At 70.5% G+C, this 25,036-nt stretch carries 22 protein-coding genes; 12 read left to right on the forward strand and 10 right to left on the reverse strand.

The annotated features are described in order from the left end of the window. The first annotated feature begins 48 nt into the window (after window positions 1–48). From ABT057_RS19425 to ABT057_RS19450, 6 genes are all read left to right on the forward strand, one after another. Window positions 49–789: a response regulator transcription factor gene (locus tag ABT057_RS19425; protein WP_133912456.1), complete on the forward strand. Its 741-nt coding sequence runs from the start codon at window positions 49–51 to the stop codon at window positions 787–789. Further along, window positions 786–1,901: a sensor histidine kinase gene (locus ABT057_RS19430; RefSeq protein ID WP_352344293.1), complete on the forward strand. Its 1,116-nt coding sequence runs from the start codon at window positions 786–788 to the stop codon at window positions 1,899–1,901. Before ABT057_RS19425 ends, ABT057_RS19430 begins: the two co-directional genes overlap by 4 nt. A 313-nt stretch (window positions 1,902–2,214) precedes the next feature. Beyond that, the gene (locus ABT057_RS19435) at window positions 2,215–6,000 is read left to right on the forward strand and encodes a multifunctional oxoglutarate decarboxylase/oxoglutarate dehydrogenase thiamine pyrophosphate-binding subunit/dihydrolipoyllysine-residue succinyltransferase subunit (protein ID WP_352344294.1); all 3,786 of its coding nucleotides are present in this window, start codon (window positions 2,215–2,217) and stop codon (window positions 5,998–6,000) included. A gap of 88 nt (window positions 6,001–6,088) precedes the next feature. Beyond that, the gene (locus tag ABT057_RS19440) at window positions 6,089–6,268 is read left to right on the forward strand and encodes a DUF6104 family protein (protein WP_352344295.1); all 180 of its coding nucleotides are present in this window, start codon (window positions 6,089–6,091) and stop codon (window positions 6,266–6,268) included. Between the two features lie 150 nt (window positions 6,269–6,418). Further along, on the forward strand, window positions 6,419–7,294 hold the full coding sequence (locus ABT057_RS19445; protein WP_352344336.1) for a DUF4097 family beta strand repeat-containing protein: 876 nt from the start codon (window positions 6,419–6,421) through the stop codon (window positions 7,292–7,294). Window position 7,295: 1 nt separating this feature from the next. After that, a complete protein-coding gene (locus ABT057_RS19450) occupies window positions 7,296–8,402 on the forward strand; it encodes a PadR family transcriptional regulator (protein WP_352344296.1) in 1,107 nt (368 codons plus the stop codon). Here the strand turns inward: ABT057_RS19450 and ABT057_RS19455 are convergent, their stop codons facing one another. From ABT057_RS19455 to ABT057_RS19470, 4 genes are all read right to left on the reverse strand, one after another. Further along, complete coding sequence (locus tag ABT057_RS19455; protein ID WP_352344297.1) at window positions 8,403–8,957, reverse strand: Clp protease N-terminal domain-containing protein; 555 nt, start codon at window positions 8,955–8,957, stop codon at window positions 8,403–8,405. Then, complete coding sequence (locus ABT057_RS19460) at window positions 8,957–9,166, reverse strand: helix-turn-helix domain-containing protein (protein ID WP_018571396.1); 210 nt, start codon at window positions 9,164–9,166, stop codon at window positions 8,957–8,959. The genes ABT057_RS19455 and ABT057_RS19460 overlap by 1 nt, the downstream gene beginning before the upstream one ends. A gap of 80 nt (window positions 9,167–9,246) precedes the next feature. Next, complete coding sequence (locus ABT057_RS19465) at window positions 9,247–10,212, reverse strand: zinc-binding dehydrogenase (RefSeq protein WP_352344298.1); 966 nt, start codon at window positions 10,210–10,212, stop codon at window positions 9,247–9,249. Window positions 10,213–10,358: 146 nt separating this feature from the next. Continuing rightward, a complete protein-coding gene (locus ABT057_RS19470) occupies window positions 10,359–11,588 on the reverse strand; it encodes an NAD(P)-dependent malic enzyme (protein WP_352344299.1) in 1,230 nt (409 codons plus the stop codon). Window positions 11,589–12,233: 645 nt separating this feature from the next. On the opposite strand from ABT057_RS19470, the gene ABT057_RS19475 reads away from it, so the two are divergent. The 3 genes from ABT057_RS19475 to ABT057_RS19485 are packed head-to-tail and all read left to right on the forward strand — an operon-like array spanning window position 12,234 to window position 14,972. Further along, a complete protein-coding gene (locus tag ABT057_RS19475) occupies window positions 12,234–13,196 on the forward strand; it encodes an ABC transporter substrate-binding protein (RefSeq protein WP_352344300.1) in 963 nt (320 codons plus the stop codon). A 34-nt stretch (window positions 13,197–13,230) separates the two neighbouring features. Next, window positions 13,231–14,169, forward strand: coding sequence for an amino acid ABC transporter permease (locus ABT057_RS19480; protein WP_352344301.1), 939 nt, complete (start codon window positions 13,231–13,233; stop codon window positions 14,167–14,169). Beyond that, the gene (locus ABT057_RS19485; RefSeq protein ID WP_352344302.1) at window positions 14,166–14,972 is read left to right on the forward strand and encodes an amino acid ABC transporter ATP-binding protein; all 807 of its coding nucleotides are present in this window, start codon (window positions 14,166–14,168) and stop codon (window positions 14,970–14,972) included. The genes ABT057_RS19480 and ABT057_RS19485 overlap by 4 nt, the downstream gene beginning before the upstream one ends. Before the next feature lie 63 nt (window positions 14,973–15,035). Here ABT057_RS19485 and ABT057_RS19490 read toward each other — a convergent pair whose 3' ends face one another. Then, window positions 15,036–15,794, reverse strand: coding sequence for a class I SAM-dependent methyltransferase (locus ABT057_RS19490; protein WP_352344303.1), 759 nt, complete (start codon window positions 15,792–15,794; stop codon window positions 15,036–15,038). A gap of 98 nt (window positions 15,795–15,892) precedes the next feature. On the opposite strand from ABT057_RS19490, the gene ABT057_RS19495 reads away from it, so the two are divergent. Further along, on the forward strand, window positions 15,893–16,522 hold the full coding sequence (locus ABT057_RS19495) for a CGNR zinc finger domain-containing protein (protein ID WP_352344304.1): 630 nt from the start codon (window positions 15,893–15,895) through the stop codon (window positions 16,520–16,522). On the opposite strand, the gene sodX is transcribed toward ABT057_RS19495, so the two are convergent. Next, complete coding sequence (gene sodX / locus ABT057_RS19500; protein ID WP_352344337.1) at window positions 16,426–16,860, reverse strand: nickel-type superoxide dismutase maturation protease; 435 nt, start codon at window positions 16,858–16,860, stop codon at window positions 16,426–16,428. The genes ABT057_RS19495 and sodX overlap by 97 nt on opposite strands. 145 nt (window positions 16,861–17,005) lie before the next feature. Between sodX and sodN the strand changes: the two genes are divergently transcribed. Beyond that, window positions 17,006–17,401, forward strand: a complete 396-nt coding sequence (sodN, locus tag ABT057_RS19505; protein ID WP_352344305.1) for a superoxide dismutase, Ni — start codon at window positions 17,006–17,008, stop codon at window positions 17,399–17,401. A 138-nt stretch (window positions 17,402–17,539) separates the two neighbouring features. Here sodN and ABT057_RS19510 read toward each other — a convergent pair whose 3' ends face one another. From ABT057_RS19510 to ABT057_RS19525, 4 genes are all read right to left on the reverse strand, one after another. Then, window positions 17,540–21,973 (reverse strand): trypsin-like peptidase domain-containing protein, encoded by a 4,434-nt coding sequence (locus ABT057_RS19510; protein WP_352344306.1) that lies wholly within the window; start codon window positions 21,971–21,973, stop codon window positions 17,540–17,542. A 208-nt stretch (window positions 21,974–22,181) separates the two neighbouring features. Beyond that, a complete protein-coding gene (gene ppk2, locus ABT057_RS19515; RefSeq protein WP_352344307.1) occupies window positions 22,182–23,078 on the reverse strand; it encodes a polyphosphate kinase 2 in 897 nt (298 codons plus the stop codon). 29 nt (window positions 23,079–23,107) lie between these two features. Beyond that, window positions 23,108–23,341, reverse strand: coding sequence for a hypothetical protein (locus ABT057_RS19520; RefSeq protein WP_352344308.1), 234 nt, complete (start codon window positions 23,339–23,341; stop codon window positions 23,108–23,110). A 17-nt stretch (window positions 23,342–23,358) separates the two neighbouring features. Next, the gene (locus ABT057_RS19525; RefSeq protein WP_352344309.1) at window positions 23,359–24,513 is read right to left on the reverse strand and encodes an inorganic phosphate transporter; all 1,155 of its coding nucleotides are present in this window, start codon (window positions 24,511–24,513) and stop codon (window positions 23,359–23,361) included. Between the two features lie 102 nt (window positions 24,514–24,615). Between ABT057_RS19525 and ABT057_RS19530 the strand changes: the two genes are divergently transcribed. After that, window positions 24,616–25,032 carry a helix-turn-helix transcriptional regulator gene (locus tag ABT057_RS19530; RefSeq protein ID WP_352344338.1) on the forward strand — a complete coding sequence of 139 codons (417 nt, stop codon included), beginning with the start codon at window positions 24,616–24,618 and terminating at the stop codon, window positions 25,030–25,032. The last annotated feature ends 4 nt before the right edge of the window (window positions 25,033–25,036 follow it).

The following is a 25,036-nucleotide window of genomic DNA, read 5'->3' on the forward strand; positions in this document are numbered from 1 at the left end:
ACAAGGGACCACCCCACTGGTTCCGGAAAGCTCACTCAGGGGCGGGCGATGGAGACAACACACACCTCGCACAACGGCACGACGACGGCGACCCCGGGCGCGCAGCGGCGCGTCCTGGTGGTCGAGGACGACCCGACGATCGTCGACGCCATCGCGGCCCGCCTGCGCGCCGAGGGGTTCCTCGTGCAAACCGCGGGCGACGGACCGGCGGCCGTCGACACCGCCGAGGCTTGGCAGCCCGACCTGCTGATCCTCGACATCATGCTGCCCGGCTTCGACGGTCTGGAGGTCTGCCGTCGCGTGCAGGCCGCGCGGCCGGTGCCGGTGCTCATGCTCACCGCGCGTGACGACGAGACCGACATGCTCGTCGGGCTCGGCGTGGGCGCCGACGACTACATGACGAAGCCGTTCTCCATGCGGGAACTCGCGGCACGCGTGCACGTGCTGCTGCGCCGGGTGGAGCGCGCCGCGATCGCGGCGACCACGCCCCGCAGCGGGATCCTGCGGCTCGGCGAGCTGGAGATCGACCATGCGCAGCGCCGGGTGCGGGTGCGCTCGGAGGACGTGCACCTCACGCCCACCGAGTTCGACCTGCTGGTCTGCCTGGCGAACACCCCGCGCGCGGTGCTCTCCCGTGAGCAGCTCCTCGCCGAGGTCTGGGACTGGGCGGACGCCTCCGGCACCCGCACGGTCGACAGCCACATCAAGGCACTGCGCCGGAAGATCGGCGCCGAGCGGATCCGCACGGTGCACGGCGTGGGCTACGCACTGGAGACACCGACGCCATGAGCTCCGGGCCGGACGGACCGAGAAGCCCCGCTCCCGGCCCCGGGGAGCCCTGGGGCGGAGTGCGGCCGTTCTCGATCAAGACCAAGCTGGGCGCGCTGGTCGTGATCTCGGTGCTGATCACCACCGGCCTGTCGATGATCGCGGTGCACACCAAGACGGAACTGCGCTTCATCACGGTCTTCTCGATGATCGCGACCCTGCTGATCACGCAGTTCGTGGCGCATTCGCTCACCGCCCCGCTGGACGAGATGAACGCCGTGGCCCGGTCCATCTCGCACGGCGACTACACCCGCCGGGTGCGCGAGAACCGGCGCGACGAGCTGGGCGACCTGGCCGAGACCATCAACGTCATGGCCGACGAGCTGGAGGCGCAGGACCGCCAGCGCAAGGAACTCGTGGCGAACGTCTCGCACGAGCTGCGCACGCCCATCGCGGGCCTGCGCGCCGTCCTGGAGAACGTGGTCGACGGCATCGCCGAGCCCGACACCGAGACGATGCGCACGGCGCTCAAGCAGACGGAGCGGCTCGGGCGGCTGGTGGAGACCCTGCTCGACCTGTCCCGCCTCGACAACGGGGTCGTACCGCTGCGGAAGCGGCGTTTCGAGGTGTGGCCGTATCTGTCGGGGGTGTTGAAGGAGGCCAACATGGTCGCCTCCGCGCGCGCCAACACGGGCTCGGGCGGCGCGCACACACGTACGGACGTCCATCTGCACCTGGACGTCACCCCGCCGGAACTGACCGCGCACGCGGACCCGGAGCGCATCCACCAGGTCGTCGCGAACCTGATCGACAACGCGGTCAAGCACAGTCCGCCGCACGGGCGGGTGACGGTGAAGGCGCGGCGCGGTCCGCTGCCGGAGTCGCTGGAACTGGAGGTCCTGGACGAGGGCCCCGGCATACCGCGTTCGGAGTGGCACCGCGTCTTCGAGCGGTTCAACCGCGGAGCCGTCCGCCGGCCGCACGGACCGGGCAGCGACGGCGGTACGGGACTGGGGCTGGCTATCGCCCGCTGGGCGGTCGATCTGCACGGCGGCCGGATCGGTGTGGCCGAATCCCAACGGGGCTGCCGGATTCTTGTCACTCTTCCAGGAGGGTCTTCCTCCTCAAGTTGACGTAAAGTGCGAACCGGAGCCGCAAGATCCGCAGGAAGTCCGCGCTGCCGGACACGTGTGATCAGGCAGTGCCCCGGTGCAGGTCGGCACCGGTTCGCACAGGTCCGCGCGCTCGACGTGCGCGACCTGCGCCAACACATCCCTTTCAGAGCGCAACCACGCTTGTTTCCCGCCATTTCCGCCCCCGAAACGCATTTTCTGATGTGACTTACGCGACGATGGACCTGCCCGACCTGACCTTCCCCCTGTCGGGGGCGTAGCCTTTATTCCCGCTGTCCATCACCTTGTGAAGCGGAAGAGGGCGGTTGCCGCCGTGTCGCCACAGTCCCCCAGTAACTCGAACATCTCGACCGACGCAGACCAAGCGGGCAAGAACCCCGCGGCTGCGTTCGGGCCGAACGAGTGGCTCGTCGACGAGATTTATCAGCAGTACCTCCAGGACCCGAATTCGGTAGACCGCGCCTGGTGGGACTTCTTCGCCGACTACAAGCCGGGGGCGGCCACTCCCTCGGCTACGGCGGGTACTGCGGCCGCGGGGGCCGTAGCGACCACCACCACGACCCAGCCGCCCGCAAGGCCGGCCGCGCCCGCCGCCCCGGCCTCCGTGCCGGCCCCGGCCGCCGCCCCGAAGCCCGCGGCCGCCGCGCCCGCTCCGGCTCCAGCGAAGGCCGCTCCGGCCCCCGCGAAGCCGGCCGCCGCCGCGAAGGCCGCGCCCGCCGCCGCGAGCCCCGAGGGCCCGGAGTACGTGACGCTGCGCGGCCCGTCCGCCGCGGTCGCCAAGAACATGAACGCCTCCCTGGAACTGCCCACGGCCACGTCCGTGCGCGCGGTCCCGGTGAAGCTGCTGTTCGACAACCGCATCGTCATCAACAACCACCTCAAGCGCGCCCGGGGCGGGAAGATCTCCTTCACGCACCTGATCGGCTTCGCGATGGTGCAGGCCATCAAGGCCATGCCGTCGATGAACTGGCACTACGCGGAGAAGGACGGGAAGCCCACCCTCGTCAAGCCGCCGCACGTCAACTTCGGCCTGGCCATCGACCTGGTGAAGCCCAACGGCGACCGCCAGCTCGTCGTGGCCGGCATCAAGAAGGCCGAGACGCTGAACTTCTTCGAGTTCTGGCAGGCCTACGAGGACATCGTCCGCCGCGCCCGTGACGGCAAGCTGACGATGGACGACTTCACCGGTGTCACGGTCTCCCTGACCAACCCCGGCGGCCTCGGCACCGTCCACTCCGTGCCGCGCCTCATGCCCGGCCAGTCGGTGATCATGGGCGTCGGCTCCATGGACTACCCGGCGGAGTTCCAGGGCACCAGCCAGGACACCCTGAACAAGCTCGGCATCTCGAAGGTCATGACGCTCACGTCGACCTACGACCACCGGGTGATCCAGGGCGCCGCCTCCGGCGAGTTCCTGCGGATCGTCGCCAACTTCCTCCTCGGCGAGGGCGGCTTCTACGACGAGATCTTCGAGGCCCTGCGCATCCCCTACGAGCCGGTCCGCTGGCTCAAGGACATCGACGCCTCGCACGACGACGACGTCACGAAGGCCGCCCGGGTCTTCGAGCTGATCCACTCCTACCGGGTCCGCGGCCATGTCATGGCCGACACCGACCCGCTGGAGTACCGCCAGCGCAAGCACCCCGACCTCGACATCACCGAGCACGGCCTCACCCTGTGGGACCTGGAGCGCGAGTTCGCGGTCGGTGGCTTCGCCGGCAAGTCCCTGATGAAGCTGCGCGACATCCTCGGCGTGCTGCGCGACTCGTACTGCCGCACCACCGGCATCGAGTTCATGCACATCCAGGACCCGAAGCAGCGCAAGTGGATCCAGGACCGCATCGAGCGCCCGCACACCAAGCCGGAGCGCGAGGAGCAGCTGCGCATCCTGCGCCGGCTGAACGCGGCTGAGGCCTTCGAGACCTTCCTGCAGACGAAGTACGTCGGCCAGAAGCGCTTCTCCCTGGAGGGCGGCGAGTCCGTCATCCCGCTGCTCGACGCGGTCATCGACAGCGCCGCGGAGTCGCGGCTCGACGAGGTCGTCATCGGCATGGCCCACCGCGGCCGGCTCAACGTCCTCGCGAACATCGTCGGCAAGTCGTACGCGCAGATCTTCCGCGAGTTCGAGGGCAACCTCGACCCGAAGTCGATGCACGGCTCCGGCGACGTGAAGTACCACCTGGGCGCCCAGGGCACCTTCACCGGCCTGGACGGCGAGCAGATCAAGGTCTCGCTGGCCGCGAACCCGTCCCACCTGGAGACGGTCGACCCGGTCATCGAGGGCATCGCCCGCGCCAAGCAGGACATCATCAACAAGGGCGGCACGGACTTCACCGTCCTGCCGGTGGCCCTGCACGGCGACGCGGCCTTCGCGGGCCAGGGCGTGGTGGCCGAGACCCTGAACATGTCGCAGCTGCGCGGCTACCGCACCGGCGGCACGGTCCACATCGTCATCAACAACCAGGTCGGCTTCACCGCGGCCCCCGAGTCCTCCCGCTCGTCGATGTACGCGACGGACGTGGCGAGGATGATCGAGGCCCCGATCTTCCACGTGAACGGCGACGACCCGGAGGCCGTCGTCCGTGTCGCGCGGCTGGCGTTCGAGTTCCGCCAGGCGTTCAACAAGGACGTGGTGATCGACCTCATCTGCTACCGCCGCCGCGGTCACAACGAGTCGGACAACCCGGCCTTCACCCAGCCGCTGATGTACGACCTGATCGACAAGAAGCGCTCGGTGCGCAAGCTCTACACCGAGTCCCTGATCGGTCGCGGCGACATCACCCTGGAAGAGGCCGAGCAGGCGCTGCAGGACTACCAGGGCCAGCTGGAGAAGGTCTTCACGGAGGTCCGCGAGGCCACCGCGCAGCCCGTCGGCGGCGATTCCCAGGAGCCGCAGGACGGCTTCCCGGTCGCCGTCCCGACCGCGGTCTCCTCGGAGGTCGTCAAGCGCATCGCCGAGTCCCAGGTCAACATCCCGGACTACTTCCACGTCCACCCGCGTCTGCTGCCCCAGCTGCAGCGCCGGGCGGCGATGGTCGAGGACGGCACGATCGACTGGGGCATGGGCGAGACCCTCGCGGTCGGCTCCCTCCTCCTGGAGGGCGTCCCGGTCCGCCTGTCCGGCCAGGACTCGCAGCGGGGCACCTTCGGCCAGCGCCACGCGGTCCTCATCGACCGCGAGACGGGCGAGGAGCACACCCCGCTCCAGTACCTCGCCGAGGACCAGGCGCGCTACAACGTCTACAACTCCCTCCTGTCCGAGTACGCGGTCATGGGCTTCGAGTACGGCTACTCGCTGGCCCGTCCCGACGCGCTCGTGATGTGGGAGGCGCAGTTCGGCGACTTCGTCAACGGCGCGCAGACGGTGGTCGACGAGTACATCTCGGCGGCCGAGCAGAAGTGGGGTCAGACAAGCGGCGTGACGCTGCTCCTGCCGCACGGCTACGAGGGCCAGGGCCCGGACCACTCCTCGGCCCGTGTCGAGCGCTTCCTGCAGCTATGCGCCCAGAACAACATGACGGTCGCCATGCCGACCCTCCCGTCGAACTACTTCCACCTCCTGCGGTGGCAGGTGCACAACCCGCACCACAAGCCGCTGGTCGTCTTCACCCCGAAGTCGATGCTGCGTCTGAAGGCCGCCGCGTCGAAGGCGGAGGAGTTCACGAGCGGCGAGTTCCGCCCGGTCATCGGCGACACCACCGTCGAGGCGAGCGCGGTCAAGAAGGTCGTCTTCTGCTCCGGCAAGGTCTACTACGACCTGGAGGCCGAGCGGCAGAAGCGCGGCGTCACGGACACGGCGATCATCCGCCTCGAGCGGCTGTACCCGCTGCCGGGCGCGGAGATCCAGGCCGAGGTCAACAAGTACCCGGGCGCCGAGAAGTACCTCTGGGTGCAGGAGGAGCCGGCCAACCAGGGCGCCTGGCCGTTCATCGCCCTGAACCTGATCGACCACCTGGACCTGGCGGTCGGTGCCGACATCCCGCACGGCGAGCGCCTGCGCCGCATCTCGCGGCCGCACGGCTCGTCCCCGGCCGTCGGCTCCGCCAAGCGCCACCAGGCCGAGCAGGAGCAGCTGGTGCGCGAGGTGTTCGAGGCGTAACCGCTCTCGCGCAAGGTGTACGCGGCCGGGCCGCACCCCCTCTCCCGGGGGTGCGGCCCGGCCGTCTGTGCGCACTTATCCTTGACCCATGTACTTCACGGACCGTGGCATCGAAGAGCTGGAGAAGCGGCGCGGCGCGGAGGAGATCACCTTCGAGTGGCTCGCCGAGCAGCTGCGCACGTTCGTCGATCTGAACCCGGACTTCGAGGTTCCGGTGGAGCGGCTGGCGACCTGGCTGGCACGGCTGGACGACGAGGACGACGAGTAGGCCGCACGCGGCACGTCGACGGGGCGCCCACGGGCGCCCCTTTCGCATGTACGGCTCCGGGAACTCCTTGACTTTCCACGGCCGCGATATATCGTGAATTACGTGAGACGCGATATGGCGCGTCCGGCCGGCCTGAAGGGGGTCCGCACCATGTCCGAGTGGTCCGTCGCCGAACCGAGGAAGCTCACGTTCGACGAGCCGGTGAGCGAGCTGCACGTCCGCGTCGTCGACGGCACGGTCAACGTCGTGGGCACGGACGAGGGCCCCGCCCGCCTGGAGGTCTCCCGGATCGAGGGACCGCCCCTGGTGGTGAGCCACCGTGACGGCAGGCTGACGGTGGCGTACGAGGACCTGCCCTGGAAGGGCTTCCTCAAGTGGCTCGACCGCAAGGGCTGGCGGCGCAGCGCGGTCGTCACCCTCGCCGTGCCGACTAGCACCCGGGTCGAGGTCGGCGTGGTCAGCGCCGGCGCGGTGGTCTCGGGGATCGACGGGCGCGCCGAGGTCAAGGGCGTCACCGGGGACACGACCCTGGTGGGGCTCGCGGGCCCGGTCCGCACCGAGACCGTCTCGGGGAACGTCGAGGCCCAGGCCCTCAGCGGCGACCTGCGGTTCCACTCCGTCTCGGGGGACCTGACCGTGGTCGAGGCCGGGTCCTCGGTGAAGGCCGAGTCGGTGAGCGGGTCGATGATCGTCGACCTGCACCCGACGAGCCGTCCGACCGACATCAGCCTGACCAACGTCTCGGGTGAGATCGCCATCCGGCTGCCCCATCCAGCCGACGCGGAGGTGGAGGCGAACACCGCCAGCGGCTCGGTCTCCAACGCCTTCGAGGATCTCCGGGTCAGCGGGCAGTGGGGCGCGAAGCGCATCACCGGCCGTCTCGGCACGGGCAGCGGCCGGCTGAAGGCGACGACGGTCTCCGGCTCGATCGCCCTTCTGCGCCGCCCCCAGACCGACGACGGCCCGGCCACCGAGTCCTCCCCCGGCGTCCCGGCCGACAGCACGACCGAAAAGAAGGTGCTCTGACATGCCTCCCGTCTTCGCCCACGGCCGTCTCCGGCTCTACCTGCTGAAGCTTCTGGACGAGGCCCCGCGCCACGGCTACGAGGTGATCCGTCTCCTCGAGGAACGCTTCCAGGGGCTGTACGCGCCGTCGGCGGGCACGGTGTACCCGCGGCTCGCCAAGCTGGAGGCCGAGGGCCTGGTCACCCACACCACCGAGGGCGGCCGCAAGGTGTACGCCATCACCGACGCGGGCCGGGCCGAACTGGCCGACCGCAGCGGTGAACTGGCCGACCTGGAACTGGAGATCCGCGAGTCGGTCGCCGAGCTGGCCGCGGAGATCCGGGCCGATGTGCGCGGCGCGGCGGGCGATCTGCGCCGCGAGATGCGGGCGGCGGCCACCCAGGCCCGCCAGAACGGCCGCCCCGGCCCCGCCCACGGCAAGCACGGCGAGCACGGCGACGGCGATCCGAGCGACAGCGGCGACTACGGAGACTACGGCGACAAGGAGTCCTGGCGCGCCGCCAAGGAGGAGATGCGCCGCGTCAAGCAGGAGTGGAAGGAACAGGCCCGCCGCGCCAAGGACGAGAGCCGCCGGGCCCGTGACGAGGCCCAGCGGGCCCGTCGCCAGGCCAAGGAGGCACAGGACCACGCCAGGGCCCAGGCGCAGGAGGAGATGCAGCGCATCGCGCGCCGGGTCCAGGAACAGGTCCAGGACCACTTCGCACGGGGCGACTGGCCGACCGGCGTCCGCGAGGGGCTGACCGAGCTGGCCCGGGAGTTCGGCGAGTTCGGCAAGGACTTCGGGAAGGAGTTCGGCAAGGACCTGGGCTTCGGCCGCACCGGCGGCTCCGGAGAGCGACCGGCAGCGGCCTCCACGGCGACGACCGGCCCGGAGTACTCCGCCACCCCGGAGGACTTCCCCGCCGGGTACGAACCGGCCTGGGCCCATGAGGACTCCAGCGGCGACCCGTCCCGCGATCTCGACCGACTGCTCGACCGCTTCCGCGACGACATCCGGGACGCGGCCCGCGACCACGGCGTCACCGGCACCCAACTGCGCGACGCCCGCCGCCATCTGTCGACGGCGGCGGCGCACATCGGGGCGATACTGCGCAGCCCGAAGGTCTGATCATCCGGCCTGGGCGTGCCCTTCCTGCCCGCCGTACAGCACCCGGGTCACCGACGCGTGGGTGACCCCGTGGTCGGCGAGGACCTCCGCGGCCGGGCCGGGGAGGACGGTGAGGGCGAGCAGGATGTGTTCGTCGCCGATCCGCCGGTCACGGTGGGCCAGCGCCATGCGCAGGGACTTCTCCAGGACCTGCTTGGCGTCCCGCCGGAAGGCGGGGCGTCCCGTGGTCACGGCCTTCCCGGCGGACAGCGCACCGGCACCGTGCACCTCCTCGACCCTGGAGACGATCTCCGAGACGTCGATACCCAGTCCGGCGAGGGCGTCGGCGTCGGCGCGCGACAGTCCCGCCCGCCGACGCGTCTCCTCCAGTGCCTCCCGCACGGAGTCCCTGCGCCCGGCGAGCCCGAGGGCGGCCAGCGCGAAGGAGGCGCGGCTCGCCTCACGTTCCAGCAGGGCTAGCAGGATGTGCTCGGCCCCGACGGAGCCGGCCTCCTGTCCCTGCTCGACAGCCCCGCGCACCACGTCCCGGGCGTCCTTGGTGAACCGCTCGAACATCACTGCCTCCCGTACTTCTTGTGCACGGCCTGCCTGCTGACTCCGAGCTCCGCGGCGATCTCCTGCCACGACCAGCCCTGGTTGCGCGCGCTGCGCACCTGCACCGCCTCCAGCTGCTCCAGCAGCCTGCGCAGTGCGGCGACGGCCCGCAGCCCGACCCGTGGATCGCGGTCGCCGGCCCGCTCGGCGAGATCCGTTGCTTCGGTCATGCTGTCAACATAGGTTGACACGAGAGGCGATGTCAACCGAGGTTGACGCAAAGAAGTCGGCAGGAAGCGGAGGCGACGACTCAGCCGCTGGTCAGCACGATCTTGCCGAACTGCTCGCCGGACGCGAGCCGTTCGAAGCCCTCACGGGCCCGGTCCAGCGGCAGCGCCTCGTCGATGACGGGGCGGACCCCGGCGGCGGCGCAGAAGGAGAGCAGGTCCTCCAGCTCGTCCTTGGTCCCCATCGTGGAGCCGACCACCTTCAGCTCCAGGAAGAAGATCCGGGTGAGCTCGGCGTGCGAGGGCCGGTCGCCGCTCGTCGCACCGGAGATGACGAGCGTGCCGCCGGGCCGCAGCGACTTCACCGAGTGCGACCAGGTGGCGGCGCCGACGGTCTCGAGGACGGCGTCCACGCGCTGCGACAGCCTCGCGCCGGGCTCCACCGCCTCGACGGCGCCGAGTTCCAGCGCCCGCTTCCGCTTGGCCTCGTCCCGGCTGGTGGCGAAGACCCGCAACCCGGCGGCCTTGCCGAGGACGATCGCGGCGGTGGCGACACCGCCCCCGGCTCCCTGCACGAGGACGGAGTCACCCGGCCGGACGCCCGCGTTGGTGAAGAGCATGCGGTACGCCGTCAGCCAGGCGGTGGGCAGACAGGCGGCCTCCTCGAAGGAGAGCTCCCTGGGCTTGGGCAGGATGTTCCAGGTCGGCACCGCGACCTGTTCGGCGAAGGTGCCCTGGTAGTGCTCCGTGAGGATGGACCGGGGCTCCTTGGGTCCGACCCCGTGCCCGGTCTGGCCGATGACCGAGTGCAGGACGACCTCGTTGCCGTCCTCGTCGACACCGGCGGCGTCGCAGCCGAGGATCATCGGCAGCTTGTCCTCGGCGAGGCCGACGCCGCGCAGGGACCAGAGGTCATGGTGGTTGAGGGAGGCGGCCCGCACAGTGACGGTGCTCCAGCCCGGACGAGCCTCGGGAGCCGGTCGCTCCCCCAACTCCAGTCCGGAAAGCGGCTGGTCGCGGTCGATTCGGGCGGCGTAGACGGCGAACATGCCCCCGACGATAGGGGTGGGGACGGGTTGGCGAAACCGGGGGCGACTGTGAGACATGCCCTCTTGACCTCCCGGCTCACCCGAACGGGCGGACAAGAGGGCAAAAAATTGGCCCCGCCCGAACGGACGGGGCCATTAGAGGCACGTCAGCGCCGGGCGACGCCCTCGGCACGAGCCGCCGCGGCCACCGCGGCCGTCACCGCGGGAGCGACCCGCTCGTCGAACGGCGACGGGATCACGTAGTCCGCGGAGAGGTCGTCACCGACGACCCCGGCCAGCGCCTCGGCCGCCGCGATCTTCATGCCCTCGGTGATCCGGGACGCCCGCACCTGCAGCGCGCCCGCGAAGATGCCCGGGAACGCCAGCACGTTGTTGATCTGGTTCGGGAAGTCCGACCGCCCGGTCGCGACGACCGCCGCGTACTTGTGGGCGACCTCGGGGTGCACCTCGGGGTTCGGGTTGGCCATCGCGAACACGAACGCGCCCTCGGCCATGGAGGCGACGGCCTTCTCCGCGACCGTGCCGCCGGAGACGCCGATGAACACGTCGGCGCCGGCCAGCGCGTCCTCGAGGGACCCGCTCAGCCCGGCCTTGTTGGTGAAACCGGCGAGTTCCCGCTTGACGTCGGTGAGGTCCTCCCGGTCGGCGGAGACGACACCCTTGCGGTCGGCGACCGCGACGTCCCCGATGCCGGCCTCGACCAGCATCTTGGCGATGGCGACCCCGGCAGCTCCGGCACCGGAGACGACGGCCCGCAGGTCGGCGATGCTCCGCCCGCTCAGCCGGGCCGCGTTGCGCAGCGCGGCCAGCGTCACGACCGCCGTACCGTGCTGGTCGTCGTGGAAGACCGGGATGTCCAGGGCCTCCTGGAGCCGGCGCTCGATCTCGAAGCACCGCGGCGCCGAGATGTCCTCGAGGTTCACTCCGCCGAACGAGGGGGCGAGGCGCACCACGGTCTCGATGATCTCGTCCACGTCCGTGCAGGCGAGCGCGATCGGAACCGCGTCCACGCCGCCGAACTGCTTGAAGAGGATGGCCTTGCCCTCCATCACCGGCAGGGAGGCCTCCGGCCCGATGTCGCCGAGGCCGAGGACGGCCGTGCCGTCGGTGACGACGGCGACGACGGACGACTTCCACGTGTAGTCGTTCACCAGCTCCGGCTGCTCCGCGATCGCGGTGCACACGCGTGCGACGCCGGGCGTGTAGGCGAGGGACAGGTCGTCCTTGTCACGGATCGGGACGGTGGCCTGCACGGCCATCTTCCCGCCCCGGTGGAGTGCGAACGCCGGGTCGAAGGAATCGAGGGGTTCGGCACCGCCCTCCGAGCCCGATCGGTCCGCGTTCTCGCTGCGAGGATTGACGATCTCCGCTGCCACTGTGTTGTACCCCTTAAGTCTTCTTGGTTGAGGGTGGCCACTCCGGGTGAGGAGCGGGCAGGCATCACGTCAGAGCCCTGAGGTGATGCGTACGGGCCTGCGCGTCGGGCGCGCCGCACACGCGCCCTGAGCCCCGGATGAGGGGTGTAGAGAACCTTCTTACCCGACGGAGACCACGGCCGACGAGTCCATTCCGTGCAAGGTCACAGCGCGCGACCTGTGGATCTTCCACACACGCCCGCGCTCATGGTCACAGGGGCCGGGGCGCGTGACATGCCTCATGCGCGAGGAATCGCCAAGCCCGCCGAAAACGCTTGACACGGACTCAACTGAACGGACGCAGCGCATGACGAACGATCACACAGTCAGACGAACCGAAGATCTTCCGGCAGGAGGGCAGGATTCCCGCAGATGGTGCGGTCCATCCGGTCGTGATGGACTGGAGTGATGCGGTTCGGGGGTCGCCCGTTATCCGATTTTGACATGGCTGGCCCCCTGATTGGCCTAGTCCGAATGGCAAGATGCCGTAATCACACGAGGTCGCGACACCCAAAGGTGTGTGTTCTCGTCGACCCAACGGCACTGTCGACCCATCGGCTGTGCCGCCCCATCGGCATCTCCATCCATCCGCCGGAGGAACCCACCATGACCGCAAGCACCACCCGACGTACCACCGCCGCGCGCACCCGCCTGGCAGCGGTCGGATCCCTCGCGGTCGCCGGCGCCTTGCTGCTCTCCGCCTGCGGCGACCAGACCGACAACAGCAGCTCGGAGAGCAGTGGCTCCGCCTCCGCGAGCTCGGCCCCGCTGGCCGACAAGCTGCCGAAGGCGATCCGTGACGCGGGCGTCATCAAGGTCGGCTCCGACATCGCTTACGCACCGGTCGAGTTCAAGGACTCCGCGGGCAAGACCGTGGGCATCGACCCGGACCTCGCGGCCGCGATGGGCAAGCAGCTCGGCGTGACGTTCGACTTCCAGAACGGCACCTTCGACACCCTCATCACCGGCCTGCGCTCCAACCGGTACGACATCGCCATGTCCGCGATGACCGACACCAAGGACCGCCAGGAGGGCATCGACTCCGACACCGGCAAGAAGGTCGGCGAAGGCGTCGACTTCGTGGACTACTTCACCGCAGGTGTCTCGATCTACACCAAGAAGGGCGACGACCAGGGCATCAAGTCCTGGTCCGACCTGTGCGGCAAGAAGATCGTGGTGCAGCGCGGCACCGTCTCCGAGGACCTCGCCAAGGCCGAGGCCAAGAAGTGCACCGGCGGCAAGACGATCTCCATCCAGTCCTTCGACAACGACCAGCAGGCGCAGACCCGCCTGCGCGCGGGCGGCGCCGACGCCGGTTCCTCCGACTTCCCCGTCGCCGCGTACGCCGTGAAGACCTCCGGCGGCGGCAACGACTTCCAGCTCGTCGGCGAGCAGGTCGAGGCCGCCCCGTACGGCATCGCGGTCGCCAAGAACGACACCCAGCTGCGGGACGCCCTGAAGGCGGCGCTGGACGCGATCGTCGCGAACGGCGAGTACGAGAAGATCATCACGAAGTGGGGCGTCTCCGACGGCGCCGTCAAGGAAGTCACCATCAACGGCGGCAAGTGACCGCGCGGTCTGCGGCCACTGAAAGGCAACACCCGTGACTGTTGACATCGACAAGACGGACGGACCGGCGGACACCCCGCCGGCCGGTTCGCAGGCCATCAAGGCCATCCCGGTCCGGCACTACGGACGGTACGTGTCCGCCGTGCTCGCCATCGCGGTGCTGGCCGGCATCGTCTACGCGTTCTCCCAGGGCAGGATCAACTGGGGGGCGATCCCGGACTACTTCTTCAACGACCGCATCCTCAGCGGCGTGGGCAAGACGCTCCTGCTCACGGTGCTGTGCATGCTGATCGGCGTGGTCGGCGGCATTCTGCTGGCGGTGATGCGCCTGTCGAAGAACCCGGTCACGTCGTCCGTCGCCTGGTTCTACATCTGGTTCTTCCGCGGCACCCCGGTCCTGGTCCAGCTGATCGTCTGGTTCAACCTGGGTCTGGTCTTCGAGTACATCAACCTCGGGCCGATCTACAAGAACGAGTGGTCGGACTTCATGACCCCGTTCCTGACCGCGCTGCTCGGCCTCGGTCTCAACGAGGCCGCGTACATGGCGGAGATCTGCCGGGCCGGTCTGCTCTCGGTCGACGAGGGCCAGACCGAGGCGTCCCACGCGCTGGGCATGAGCCACGGCAAGACGCTGCGCCGGATCGTCGTCCCGCAGGCGATGCGCGTGATCGTGCCGCCCACGGGCAACGAGGTCATCAACATGCTGAAGACGACCTCGCTGGTGTCCGTGGTCCAGTACTCGGAGCTGCTCCGGGTCGCCCAGGACATCGGCCAGACCTCCGGCGCCCCGGCCGAGATGCTGTTCCTCGCGGCGGCCTGGTATCTGGTGCTGACCTCGATCTTCAGCGTCGGCCAGTACTACCTCGAGCGGTACTACGCCCGCGGTTCCTTGCGTCAGTTGCCGCCGACGCCCTTCCAGAAGATCAGGGCCAACGTGTTGTCGCTCGGCCGGGGCAAGGGAGGCATGGCATGACCGAGAAGATCACGAAGACGACCACGTCTGCCGTGGACTCCGCGGCACCGATGGTCAGGGCCGAGGGCGTCCACAAGTCGTTCGGGCTGGTGGAGGTGCTCAAGGGCATCGATCTGGAGGTGCGGTCCGGCGAGGTGTTCTGCCTCATCGGCCCCTCCGGTTCGGGCAAGTCGACCTTCCTGAGGTGCATCAACCACCTCGAGAAGATCAACGCCGGCCGGCTGTACGTCGACGGCGACCTGGTGGGCTACCGCCAGAAGGGCGACAAGCTGTACGAGCTCAAGGACAGCGAGGTCGCGCTGAAGCGCCGGGACATCGGCATGGTGTTCCAGCGGTTCAACCTGTTCCCGCACATGACGGCGCTGGAGAACGTCATCGAGGCCCCGGTCCAGGTCAAGGGCGCGAGCAAGACCCAGGCCAAGGAGCGTGCGAGGCAGCTTCTGGAGCGCGTGGGCCTGGCCGACAAGGCCGGGACCTACCCCTCGCAGCTCTCCGGCGGCCAGCAGCAGCGCGTGGCGATCGCCCGGGCGCTGGCCATGGACCCGAAGCTGATGCTGTTCGACGAGCCCACCTCGGCCCTGGACCCGGAGCTGGTCGGCGACGTCCTCGACGTCATGCGCGACCTGGCCGAGTCCGGGATGACGATGATCGTCGTCACCCACGAGATGGGCTTCGCCCGCGAGGTCGGTGACAGCCTGGTCTTCATGGACGAAGGCGTGGTCGTCGAGTCCGGCAACCCGCGCGAGGTCCTGACCAACCCGCAGCACCAGCGGACCCAGGCGTTCCTGTCCAAGGTGCTGTGACGCCGGTACGGCGAGTGTGAGGGGCGGTACGGATCTCCCGTGCCGCCCCTTCGTCACGCCGGACTACTTCAGTGCCAGCAACAGTGTGTCCGCCGGTGACGACCACACCGGCCGTGCCTCCGTGAAGCCCTGCTCGCGCAGCACACGCGCGTGCCACGCCGCGGAGGGCATCTCGCCGTCGGCATGGGCGCCGTAGATCTCGAATCGGCGGGCCGTCGGCCCGGCGAGGACCGGGTCCTGGGAGGCGAGCTGCCACCACTCGGCCCAGTCGAGGGCGCCCGCGCGCTGCGCCGGCCCCATGGCGGCGCGCCGGTGGGTCTCCTCGACCGCGTTGATCCGGGGCGTGGTGTCGTCGATCATGTGGTCTGCGTTCATGAACACGCCCCCGTGCCGGACGAGTCCGGCGATGCGGCCGTAGAGCTCGGTGAGGGGGCCGGTGCGCAGCCAGTGGAGGGCGGTGGCGGTGAGGACCGCGTCGTACGACTCGTACGGCAGGCGCGCGGGCCAGTACGGGTCCTTCAGGTCGGCCTCGACGAAGGTCACCCGGTCGTCGCCCTCGAAGGTGCCGCGAGCGATGGTCAGGAGGGCGGGGTCGAGGTCGATCCCGGTGCTGACGGCCTTCGGGAAGCGGGCCAGCAGCCGGGCGGTGATGGTGCCCGTACCGCACGCGAGGTCGAGGATCCGTGGCTCGGGCCCGACGAAGGCCTCGACCATGTCCAGCATGATCCGGAAGCGGTCCTCCCGGTCGGGCATGTACCACTCCTGCTGTCGGTCCCAGCTGTCCTGCCAGGCCTGCCAGTCGGTACCGGTGTCGATGGCCATGAAAGCCCCCTCGTCAGTCGCCACGTAATACCCTGAGAGCACGATCAGTCGTTACTCGACCGCACCAAGACCATAGAGCCCCTCCGTAAGGACTACAAGTGGAACTGGCCTATTACTCGGATTACGCCGTGCGTCTCGTCAACACCGAGGAGCCGCTGAGGGGCAAGGACGCGCTCACCTCGGTGGAGGCCGTCCGGGACCTGTTCGGCAACAACCAGGAGGCGGCCCGCCGCGCCGCCGAGGCCGACGTCACCCGCTTCCGCTCGGTCCGGGCGCGGCTGCGCGCCGTCTTCGAGGCCGCGGACGGCGGCGACGAGACGCTGGCGGTGAACCTGTTGAACTCGCTGCTCCTGGAGTTCCCGGTCAGCCCGCAGATCTCCGGGCACAACTTCCGGGACGAGGACGGCCGTCCGCTGTGGCACATGCACCTCGCGGACCATCCGTCGAACGCGACCGCCGGCTACGCGGCGATCGCGGCGATGGGCCTGGCCTTCCACCTCACGGAGTACGGCGTCGACCGCCTGGGCCTGTGCGAGGCCGCACCGTGCCGCAACGCCTACCTCGACACCTCCACCAACCGCTCCCGGCGCTACTGCTCCGACCGCTGCGCGACCCGCGCCAACGTGGCCGCCTACCGGGCCCGCAAACGCCTCGAGGCCGACCGCACCGCCAGCACCGGCCTGGCCGCCGACAGCGCCCAGCGCACCACCGCGAGCGGCGAACGCTGATCCGCCTTGAGCGGCCGCCACCGCAGCCGCACCTTGCCGAGAATCAGCTCGTCGGGCACCGTCCCGTAATCCGTGCTGTCCCCGCCCGCGAACGCGTTGTCCCCGAGCACCCACCAGCCGCCGTCCCGCCGCTCCGCCGCGCGCTTCACGACGAGAAGGTCCTGCTGGAAGGGATGCCGCAGCACGACCACGTCACCGGCCCGCACCTTCGCCCCGTACTGCACCACCAGCTGGTCCCCGTGGTACAGCGTGGGCACCATGGACGGCCCGGTCACCTCGGCCAGTCCGAAGGGCACCGCCACCCTCCCCCGCTCGGTCTCCTGTGACAGCTCCGGCATCGCCGGCACCTCCCCGGTCAGTTCCTCCACCAGTCTCAGTCTCACCCCGGACTTTTGTCCTAAGCCCTAGGGGGCACTCGCGAAAACCCGTCTTGCAGGGAGTAATGTCCCACCTGAGAAGACGATCACGAGGAAGGAACGCTCCATGCTTTCCCGCCTGTTTGCCCCCAAGGTCAAGGTCAGCGCGCACTGCGACCTGCCCTGCGGTGTGTACGACCCGGCCCAGGCCCGCATCGAGGCGGAGTCGGTGAAGGCCGTGCAGGAAAAGATGGCCGCCAACGACGACCCGCACTTCCAGGCGCGCGCCACCGTCATCAAGGAACAGCGTGCCGAGCTCGCGAAGCACCACGTCTCCGTGCTGTGGAGCGACTACTTCAAGCCCCCGCACTTCGAGAAGTACCCCCAGCTGCACACGCTGGTCAACGACACCCTGAAGGCCCTGTCGGCCGCCAAGGGTTCGACCGACCCCAAGACCGGCGAGAAGGCCCTCGAGCTGATCGCCGAGATCGACAAGATTTTCTGGGAGACCAAGAAGGCCTGATCTTTGATCACGCCATCTGACCTGCAACTTCCTTACGTGCAGGGTCTCCCTGACCGCACCCGGCCCGCTGGCCGCCGAGCACGGCGTCCATGACGGTCCGGGTGCGGTCTTCTTCGCCCGGCCCCGGGGTCCCGTGCGTCAGGCCCGCGGCGGCAGCAGCCGCCTGAGCCGGGGGACGCGGTCGTCGTCGGGATCGGCCGCGGCGATCCAGCTGTGCGCGTACGCCGCGTACGCCTCCGCCTGCCCAGGAGTCAGACCGGGCCGGTTCAGCGCGGCCAGCAGGACATGGCCGGCGTAGGTGTGCGCGGCGTGGACGGTGAGCCAGTCGAGCGCGAGGGAGATCGCCGTGGTGCCGGGGGCGTCGTCCCCCGCGTCGAAGGCGCGGTTCGCGAGCAGCGGTTCCAGGATCCGGCCGGCGAAGACGGAGCCGCCCCGGACCGCCAGCCACGTCCGCGCCAGCGTGCCGGCCTGTCGGGCCCGGCCGGCGTCGAGACCGGTCCGGCCCAGCAAGGCGCGCAGGGCGGTGTTCCGCCCGCTCGAGGTGGGGTTGGCGCCGATCCACTCCAGTGTGTGGTCCACCAGCCGTTCGACCTGGTCGGGGCGGATGCCCTGCCTCCGCAGGACGGACGGCAGCAGGGCCGGCCCGGCGCTGCCGTCCGCCATCCCCTCGAGGACGTGGTCCGCGATGGCTACATCGCAGTCGGCGGGCAGCGGGCCCAGCTGGGAGAGCTGCCGCAGGCGACGGGGTTTGAGCTCCTCGGGGCGGACCGCGACCAGGCGCAGGGCGGCCTCCGCGGCCAGCCGGCGCTGGTCGTTGTCGAGTCCGGGCCGGAAGAGCAGGGGCCACACGACCCACTTGGCTTCCGTGGTTTCACGGTGGGACTCCAGCCACTCGACGGCGTGACCGACGGCGCGGCCCGCGCGTTCCGGATCCAGGTCCTCACGGACGACCAGCGGGCCGAGAACATGCGCGGCCTCGACGGCGGTGCCGTGGCCGCAGGCCAGCCACTCCAGGGCGAAGGCCACGGCCCGGTCGTCCCCGGGCTCCCCCGCGTGCGGGAGGACGGCACCGAGGACGAACCGCGCCCGCTCGTCGGTCCGGCGGGGTTCGAGCCAGGCCAGGGCGATGTCGACGGCCGTCCTGGTCTGCTCCGCGGGGAGGCCTCTTTTGGTGAGCAGTGGCTTGAGCACGAACGACACGGCGTCGGCGACCGTGTCGGTCCCGGGGTGGGACGGGGTACCGGCCGGGGCGTGGCGGCCGAGCCAGGCCAGGGCGTACCCGGCGGCCTCCTCGGCCCGCTCCCAGAGCACGGGATGCTCCAGCAGGGGGCGCAGGACGTAGGTGGCTTCCAGGGTGGTGTGGTGGTCCTCCAGCCAGTCGAGGGCGAAGGCGCAGGCGAGGTACCCGTGCAGGTGCGGCGCCTCGCTGGGCAGGCTGAGCAGCCCGGGCAGCACGGAGCGGGCGTTCTCGCTGTCCCCGTGGACGCCGAGCCAGGCGAGGGTCTGTTCGCTGACGCACTCGGCCGACTCCGGCGGCAGGGAGGGCTGTTCGAGCAGGGGCCGGAGCACGTAGACGGCCTCCTCGGACGTGCAGTGGTCGTCCACGTCCAGCCACGTGAGGGCGTAGCGCACCGCACTGGTGGTCCAGGCGGGTTCAGGGCCATGGTCCGGGCCGCGCAGCAACAGCAGCGGAGGAAGCACGAAGGACGCGTCGCTCCTGGTGATGTTGCCCTCGAGCCAGCGCAGGGTGAGGTCCGCCGCCCGAGCGGCGGCATCGGTCCCGAGGTCGGGGTGGGCGAGCACCTTGCGCAGGACGTAGCCGGCGGCCGGGTCCGTCCCCTGGGAGGCGGTCCAGGTCAGTGCCCGTTCGAGCGTGCGCCTGCGCCACGGCGCGTCCAGGTCGGTCCGGGTGAGCAGGGACCGCAGGACGTACGACGCCACCGGGTCCTCCGGGTGGGCGTCGAGCCACTGGTGGGCCAGCCGGACAGCACGGTGGAGCTGGTCGCCCACCAGGTCGGGCCGGTTGAGGAGCGTCCGCAGCACGTGGGCCGTGCCCGCCGCGGGGAGGCGCCGACGGATGCCGGTCACGCCCAGGTCGAGAACGCGCTCCCGCGTGTCCTGGGCGAGGTCGCTCCGGTCGAGCAGGGCCGCGAAGACGGGGCGCCGGCTGGACGCGACGCCGTGGGCGGCGAGCCAGTCGACCGCCTCGGCCACGGCTTCGGCGCGCCACGGTTCCGGCAGACCGGTCGCCCGGGCCAGGGCCTCGGCGACGGCGTGGACGTCGGGCGCGTCGTGGCTGCGCCGCAGCCACGCCACGGCCGCGGCGGCAAGCGGCTCGGGAACGGCGTCGGCGGTGTTGCGGATCGCGGCGGCCAACAGGTTCCGCACCAGGTCCGGCGCGTCGGATTCGGCGGCGCGCAGCCACGGCGCCACCAGACCGTCCCAGGCGGCGACGGCGCCGGACTGCCACGGCGGACCGGTCAGCAGGGTCAGGAGGGTAGCTCCGGCCTCCGCCCGTTCCCCGGCGGCGCACAGTCGCCCGCCGATGGTCGCGGCGTGCGCCCCGAGCCACTCGTCGCAGATCGTCCGGACCCGGTCCCGCCGCTCCTCGTCGAGATCGGTCACCCACCGGCGGACGTGGCCGGCCGCCAGTCGCAGGGTGCGCATGCTGACGAGGAAGGCGGAGAACAGCTCCCTGACCGTGTCGGCCCGGAACCAGTCGTCCCGGAAACAGGCCTGACGCAGGCACTCGTCGGCGACGACGTCGTGCATGACGCCGATCTCGCCGTCCTCACCGGTCTCGTCGTCGAGCCGGACCAGCCATCCCCGGTCCAGCAGGCCGGTGACCACTCCCTCGGGGCCCGTGACGGGGCGCGGCCCGTCATGGTGATCCAAGAGGTGGCCGACGGCCTTCTTCACGGCCCGCTCGTCCTGTGCGCAGGCCGCCGTCGCCACGGCGGAGGCGAGCCACATCATCTCGGCCTCGCCGGGAAAGGTGGCGAGGTCCTCTTCGGTGCGCTTACGCGTCCACACCGTCAGCGGGGCGTTCTCGTGCCGCCCGCTCCCCTTCCGCAGCTGTTGCAGCGTCGCGCCCGCGCGCACCGCCGACTCGATCTCCTGGCCCCGCATCAGCACCACGGCCGGGGCGGGCCGCCGCCCGCACAACGCCGCGACACCCGCCCCGCCGAACCGGCCCACGGCGTCGCGGGCGACACGGCCCAGGATCCGCTCGGCGACGGCCTGTTGGTGGTCCGCGTCCTGGCACACCTTCTCCAGCCGGGAGAAGACGCGCCGCCACTCCGGATTCTGCCGCTCGACGGCAGGGAGCGCCTGTGGACGGACGGAGGCGACACACGCGACGCGAGTGCCCGGCGCCTCCCCCTCCTCCAGGTCGTCGGCGAGATGCCTCAGGTTCAGCTCGGCGTACGTGTCGAGATAGTCGAAGACGAACAGCACGTTCCCGCCGGGCACCCCGCGCACCACGTCGACCAGGCCCTCGGCCGAGACCCCGGCGCGCGCGGTGACGTGAAACACGTGCCACCCCGCGTGGCGGGCCCGGGCCGCCACCTCGAAGCAGGTACGGGTCTTGCCGGTGCCCATCCGGCCGACGAGCACGACGCCGCGCACGGCCTCCGGGAAGACCCCCGACAGCCAGGCCCACAGCCGGGACGGGTCGGCCGGGTGCCGTCCCTCCCGAGGCCGCACGAAGGGCAGCTGCGACTCCGTCAGGTACTTCTCGGCGAGGGCGCCATGGGCGACCACCTGGTCATGGGCACGGACGCCCCGCGGGAGCCGCCGGGAACCATCGGCCTGCGACGCCACGTCCGGCAGGTCGGCGGGGCGCAGGCCCTGGCGGAGCAGTGACTCCAGACAGCCGAGCCGGGCCTCGCCGTCCTCCTCGCCTCGCGTGAGCAGCTCGGCCCACCGGCCGACGTGTCCGGCGTCCAGCCGCCCCGGCCCCTCCCAGTGGTGATGCCTCGCGACGACGCCGACGATCCGGGCGCCGCTGAACACGGCGGCGCCGGACATGCCCTCCCAGGGCGACAGCTCGGGGCCGAGATCGGCCGGCGGGGTGGGAACGGTCAGCTCCAGGGTGCCGCCTCGGCTGTTGGACAGCGGCGCGCAGGTCGCACCGGACAGATGCGCGGCGTCGCGGAACCTGCCGGCCGTATCGCCGCGGATCTTGTAGAGGGGGAAGCCGACCGCGCTGCACGGCAGCGGCCGGTCGTGTTCGCCGACCCGGCCCAGCGGCGTGGGCGCCACCTCGATCCGCGCGCGGTCAGGCCTCAGCAGGGTGAGAACGGCGACGTCGATGCCGTCGTGCCGCCAGGTCACGGCCGCCGTGAACTCGCTTCCCTCGGGCTGGTCGAAAGGAAACGACACCCGCACCCGGGCCACGCCGCTGACGACGTGCGCGGCCGTCAGGACCGTCGCCGCCGCGACGAGATAGCCCGATCCGCGGGACGGCTTGCCGGGCCTCTCGCCGCTCGGCTCGTCGTCCGGCGGTCTGACGACGATCTGGGCGACCCGTTCCTTCTCGAGCCCGGCGCCGCCCGGCAAGCCGCCCGTCAACGCTCACCGGGGAGAACGACGCCGGATATCAGGTCGATCACGAGTCCCCCTCGGCAGTCGTGAACCCTGCAGCCCGTAACGGCCGGCTCATCTGAGGAGACTGAGGATACTGAGGATTTCGGTTCGGGGGGCAGTGCGCGGGCGGGCGGCGCTCCCGTCCCGCGAAGCGCCCCGGCCCGGCAAGGGGCGCTTCCCGGCCGCGATCCGGTCAGCCCGCTCCGGCCGCGTCGTCCTCCCCCGCCTCCAGCAGGCCCGCCGCCGCGCCCACGATGCGCGGGTCGGGGGTGCCGACGACCTCCTCGTCCTTGTCCGCGTAGTCGAAGCGGGCCAGCACGCTGCGCATGGCCTCCACCCGGGCCCGCTTCTTGTCGTTGCTCTTGACCACGGTCCAGGGCGCGTACGCCGTGTCCGTCTCCCGGAACATGGCGACCTTCGCGGCCGTGTAGTCGTCCCAGCGGTCCAGCGAGGCCAGGTCCATCGGGCTGAGCTTCCACTGCCGTACGGGGTCGACCTGACGGATCGTGAAGCGGGTGCGCTGCTCGCCCTGCGAGACCGAGAACCAGAACTTGAGCAGATCGACGCCGTCGTCCACGAGCATCCGCTCGAACAGCGGGGCCTGCCGCATGAAACGCCGGTACTCGTCGTCCGAGCAGAAGCCCATGACCCGCTCGACGCCCGCCCGGTTGTACCAGGAACGGTCGAAGAGGACGATCTCTCCGGCCGTGGGGAGGTGCTGCACGTAGCGCTGGAAGTACCACTGGCCGCTCTCGCGCTCCGTCGGCCTCTCCAGGGCCACCACCCGTGCGCCGCGCGGGTTGAGGTGCTCGGTGAACCGCTTGATCGTGCCGCCCTTGCCGGCCGCGTCCCGTCCCTCGAAGACGACGACGAGCCGGCGCCCGGTCGCCTTGATCCAGCTCTGCAGCTTCAGCAGTTCGATCTGCTGCAGCCGCTTGTGCAGGTCGTACTCCTTGCGCTCCATGCGGTGCGGGTACGGATAGTTCTCCCGCCAGGTGTCGACCGTGGTGCCGTCCGGGCGGATGAGCACCGGGTCGTCGTAGTCGCTGTAGTCGACCTTGAGGTCCGACAGCAGGGGTCGTGTCGTCAACCTGTCCTCCTCCTCTCGCCTGCCGGCCGTCAGTGGAACTGCGGCACGATCAGATAGATGCCGTACGCCACCACGGCCGCGCAGGCGACGAAGCACAGCCCCGCCTGCGCCGCGCCGAGGGCGGAGGTGCCACCGCCGTCCTCCCGCGCGCCCTCCAACCGGGCGAGCCCCAGTACGCCGAGGGCGAAGACGACGACCACGGCGACGGTGACGCCGATGCTCACCGCGGTGACCTGGCCGAGTGCGGTCCAGTCAAGACTCATGGGTCGGCTCCCGTGGCTCAGGCGGCCGTGCCGACGCTCGTCGGCACGGTGGTGCGGACGGTCACCTCGTGGGTGTCGTTGACGTTGTTCGCGTGCACTGGGTTGCGGCGGGAGGCCACGACGATGCCGGCGGCGACGGCGGCGCCGATCAGCGCGACGACGACGGTGCCGAAGTTGCCGCCGTGCTTGACCGCGCTCGCGGAGAGGCCGCCGACCAGCGCGGCGGCTGGCAGGGTGATCAGCCAGGCGACCACCATGCGGCCCGCCACGCCCCAGCGGACCTCCGCAAGGCGCCGGCCGAGACCCGCGCCGAGGATGCTCCCCGAGGCCACCTGTGTGGTGGACAGCGCGAAGCCGAGGTGGGCGGAGGTCAGGATGACGGTCGTGGAGGCGGTCTCGGCGGCGAAGCCCTGCGGGGACTGGATCTCGGTGAGGCCCTTGCCCATGGTGCGGATGATCCGCCAGCCGCCGAGGTAGGTGCCGAGGCCGATGGCGAGACCGGCCGAGGCGATCACCCACACCGGCGGGCCGGCGTCATGGCCGAGCGCCCCCGCCGAGATGAGGGTCAGTGTGATGACGCCCATGGTCTTCTGGGCGTCGTTGGTGCCGTGCGCGAGGGAGACCAGGGACGCGGAGGCTGTCTGACCGAGCCGGAAGCCCCTGGTCACCGAGTTCCTGCGGGCGCGGGCGGTGAGCTTGTAGGCGAGGTAGGTCGCGATCAGCGCCGCGACACCCGCCACCAGCGGGGAGGCCACGGCGGGGATCAGGATCTTCTCGACGACCTTGTCGACGTGCACACCGTGGGAACCCGCGCCGACCCACACCGCCCCGATCAGTCCGCCGAACAGCGCGTGCGACGAACTCGACGGCAGGCCGACCAGCCAGGTCAGCAGGTTCCACAGGATCGCGCCGATCAGTCCCGCGAAGATCATCCCTGGGGTGACCAGGGCGTCGTCCACGATGCCGCCGGAGATCGTCTTGGCTACCTCCGTGGACAGGAACGCCCCGACGATGTTGAGGACACCGCTCACCAGCACCGCGGTTCGCGGTTTGAGCGCGCCGGTGGCGATGGAGGTGGCCATCGCGTTGGCCGTGTCGTGGAATCCGTTGGTGAAGTCGAAGGCCAGGGCCGTGATGATGACGACCGCCACGAGGAACGTGATGTGGTCCATGACCCCAGTGGAACAAGCGCTTCCATACACCGGACGAACGCAAGGTAAAGCACGATTCAGGAGCACGCGCCCAGCCGGTGAGGATCGTGCGATCCTGGCGTGGTGAATCTGGACGACCTGGTACGGCTGCGGCAGGCACGGGACCGCATGGACCGTGAGTACGCCGAACCGCTCGATGTCGCCGCGCTCGCCCGGACCGCGCTGATGTCCCCCGGCCACTTCCAGCGCAGCTTCCGCGAGGCCTACGGCGAGACGCCGTACGGCTATCTGATGACCCGCCGGGTGGAGCGCGCCAAGGTCCTGCTTCGCCGCGGGGACCTCTCGGTGACGGAGGTCTGCATGGCGGTCGGCTGCACCTCGCTCGGTTCGTTCAGCTCCCGCTTCACCGAACTGGTCGGTGAGACCCCGAGCGCCTACCGGGCCCGCTCGCACGAGGAGACCGCCGTCATCCCCCCGTGCGTGGCCCGCACACTCACCCGCCCCAAGCGCGCCCGCCGGGGACTACGGGACAGCCCTTAGGCTG

Source organism: Streptomyces sp. NPDC002588, from assembly GCF_040295925.1.
Lineage (GTDB): Bacteria > Actinomycetota > Actinomycetes > Streptomycetales > Streptomycetaceae > Streptomyces.

Bases quoted from the DNA above. Each gene is read 5' to 3' on its own strand.
- ABT057_RS19425 (WP_133912456.1), top strand. From the start codon at position 49: ATGGAGACAACACACACCTCGCACAACGGCACGACGACGGCGACCCCG.
- sodX (WP_352344337.1), bottom strand. From the start codon at position 16,860: ATGCCGGAGCTGTCACAGGAGACCGAGCGGGGGAGGGTGGCGGTGCCC.
- ABT057_RS19465 (WP_352344298.1), bottom strand. From the start codon at position 10,212: ATGTTCGCCGTCTACGCCGCCCGAATCGACCGCGACCAGCCGCTTTCC.
- sodN (WP_352344305.1), top strand. From the start codon at position 17,006: ATGCTTTCCCGCCTGTTTGCCCCCAAGGTCAAGGTCAGCGCGCACTGC.
- ABT057_RS19520 (WP_352344308.1), bottom strand. From the start codon at position 23,341: ATGAGTCTTGACTGGACCGCACTCGGCCAGGTCACCGCGGTGAGCATC.
- ABT057_RS19460 (WP_018571396.1), bottom strand. From the start codon at position 9,166: ATGACCGAAGCAACGGATCTCGCCGAGCGGGCCGGCGACCGCGATCCA.
- ABT057_RS19490 (WP_352344303.1), bottom strand. From the start codon at position 15,794: ATGGCCATCGACACCGGTACCGACTGGCAGGCCTGGCAGGACAGCTGG.
- ABT057_RS19440 (WP_352344295.1), top strand. From the start codon at position 6,089: ATGTACTTCACGGACCGTGGCATCGAAGAGCTGGAGAAGCGGCGCGGC.
- ABT057_RS19485 (WP_352344302.1), top strand. From the start codon at position 14,166: ATGACCGAGAAGATCACGAAGACGACCACGTCTGCCGTGGACTCCGCG.
- ABT057_RS19445 (WP_352344336.1), top strand. From the start codon at position 6,419: ATGTCCGAGTGGTCCGTCGCCGAACCGAGGAAGCTCACGTTCGACGAG.
- ABT057_RS19475 (WP_352344300.1), top strand. From the start codon at position 12,234: ATGACCGCAAGCACCACCCGACGTACCACCGCCGCGCGCACCCGCCTG.
- ABT057_RS19455 (WP_352344297.1), bottom strand. From the start codon at position 8,957: ATGTTCGAGCGGTTCACCAAGGACGCCCGGGACGTGGTGCGCGGGGCT.
- ABT057_RS19430 (WP_352344293.1), top strand. From the start codon at position 786: ATGAGCTCCGGGCCGGACGGACCGAGAAGCCCCGCTCCCGGCCCCGGG.
- ABT057_RS19450 (WP_352344296.1), top strand. From the start codon at position 7,296: ATGCCTCCCGTCTTCGCCCACGGCCGTCTCCGGCTCTACCTGCTGAAG.
- ABT057_RS19525 (WP_352344309.1), bottom strand. From the start codon at position 24,513: ATGGACCACATCACGTTCCTCGTGGCGGTCGTCATCATCACGGCCCTG.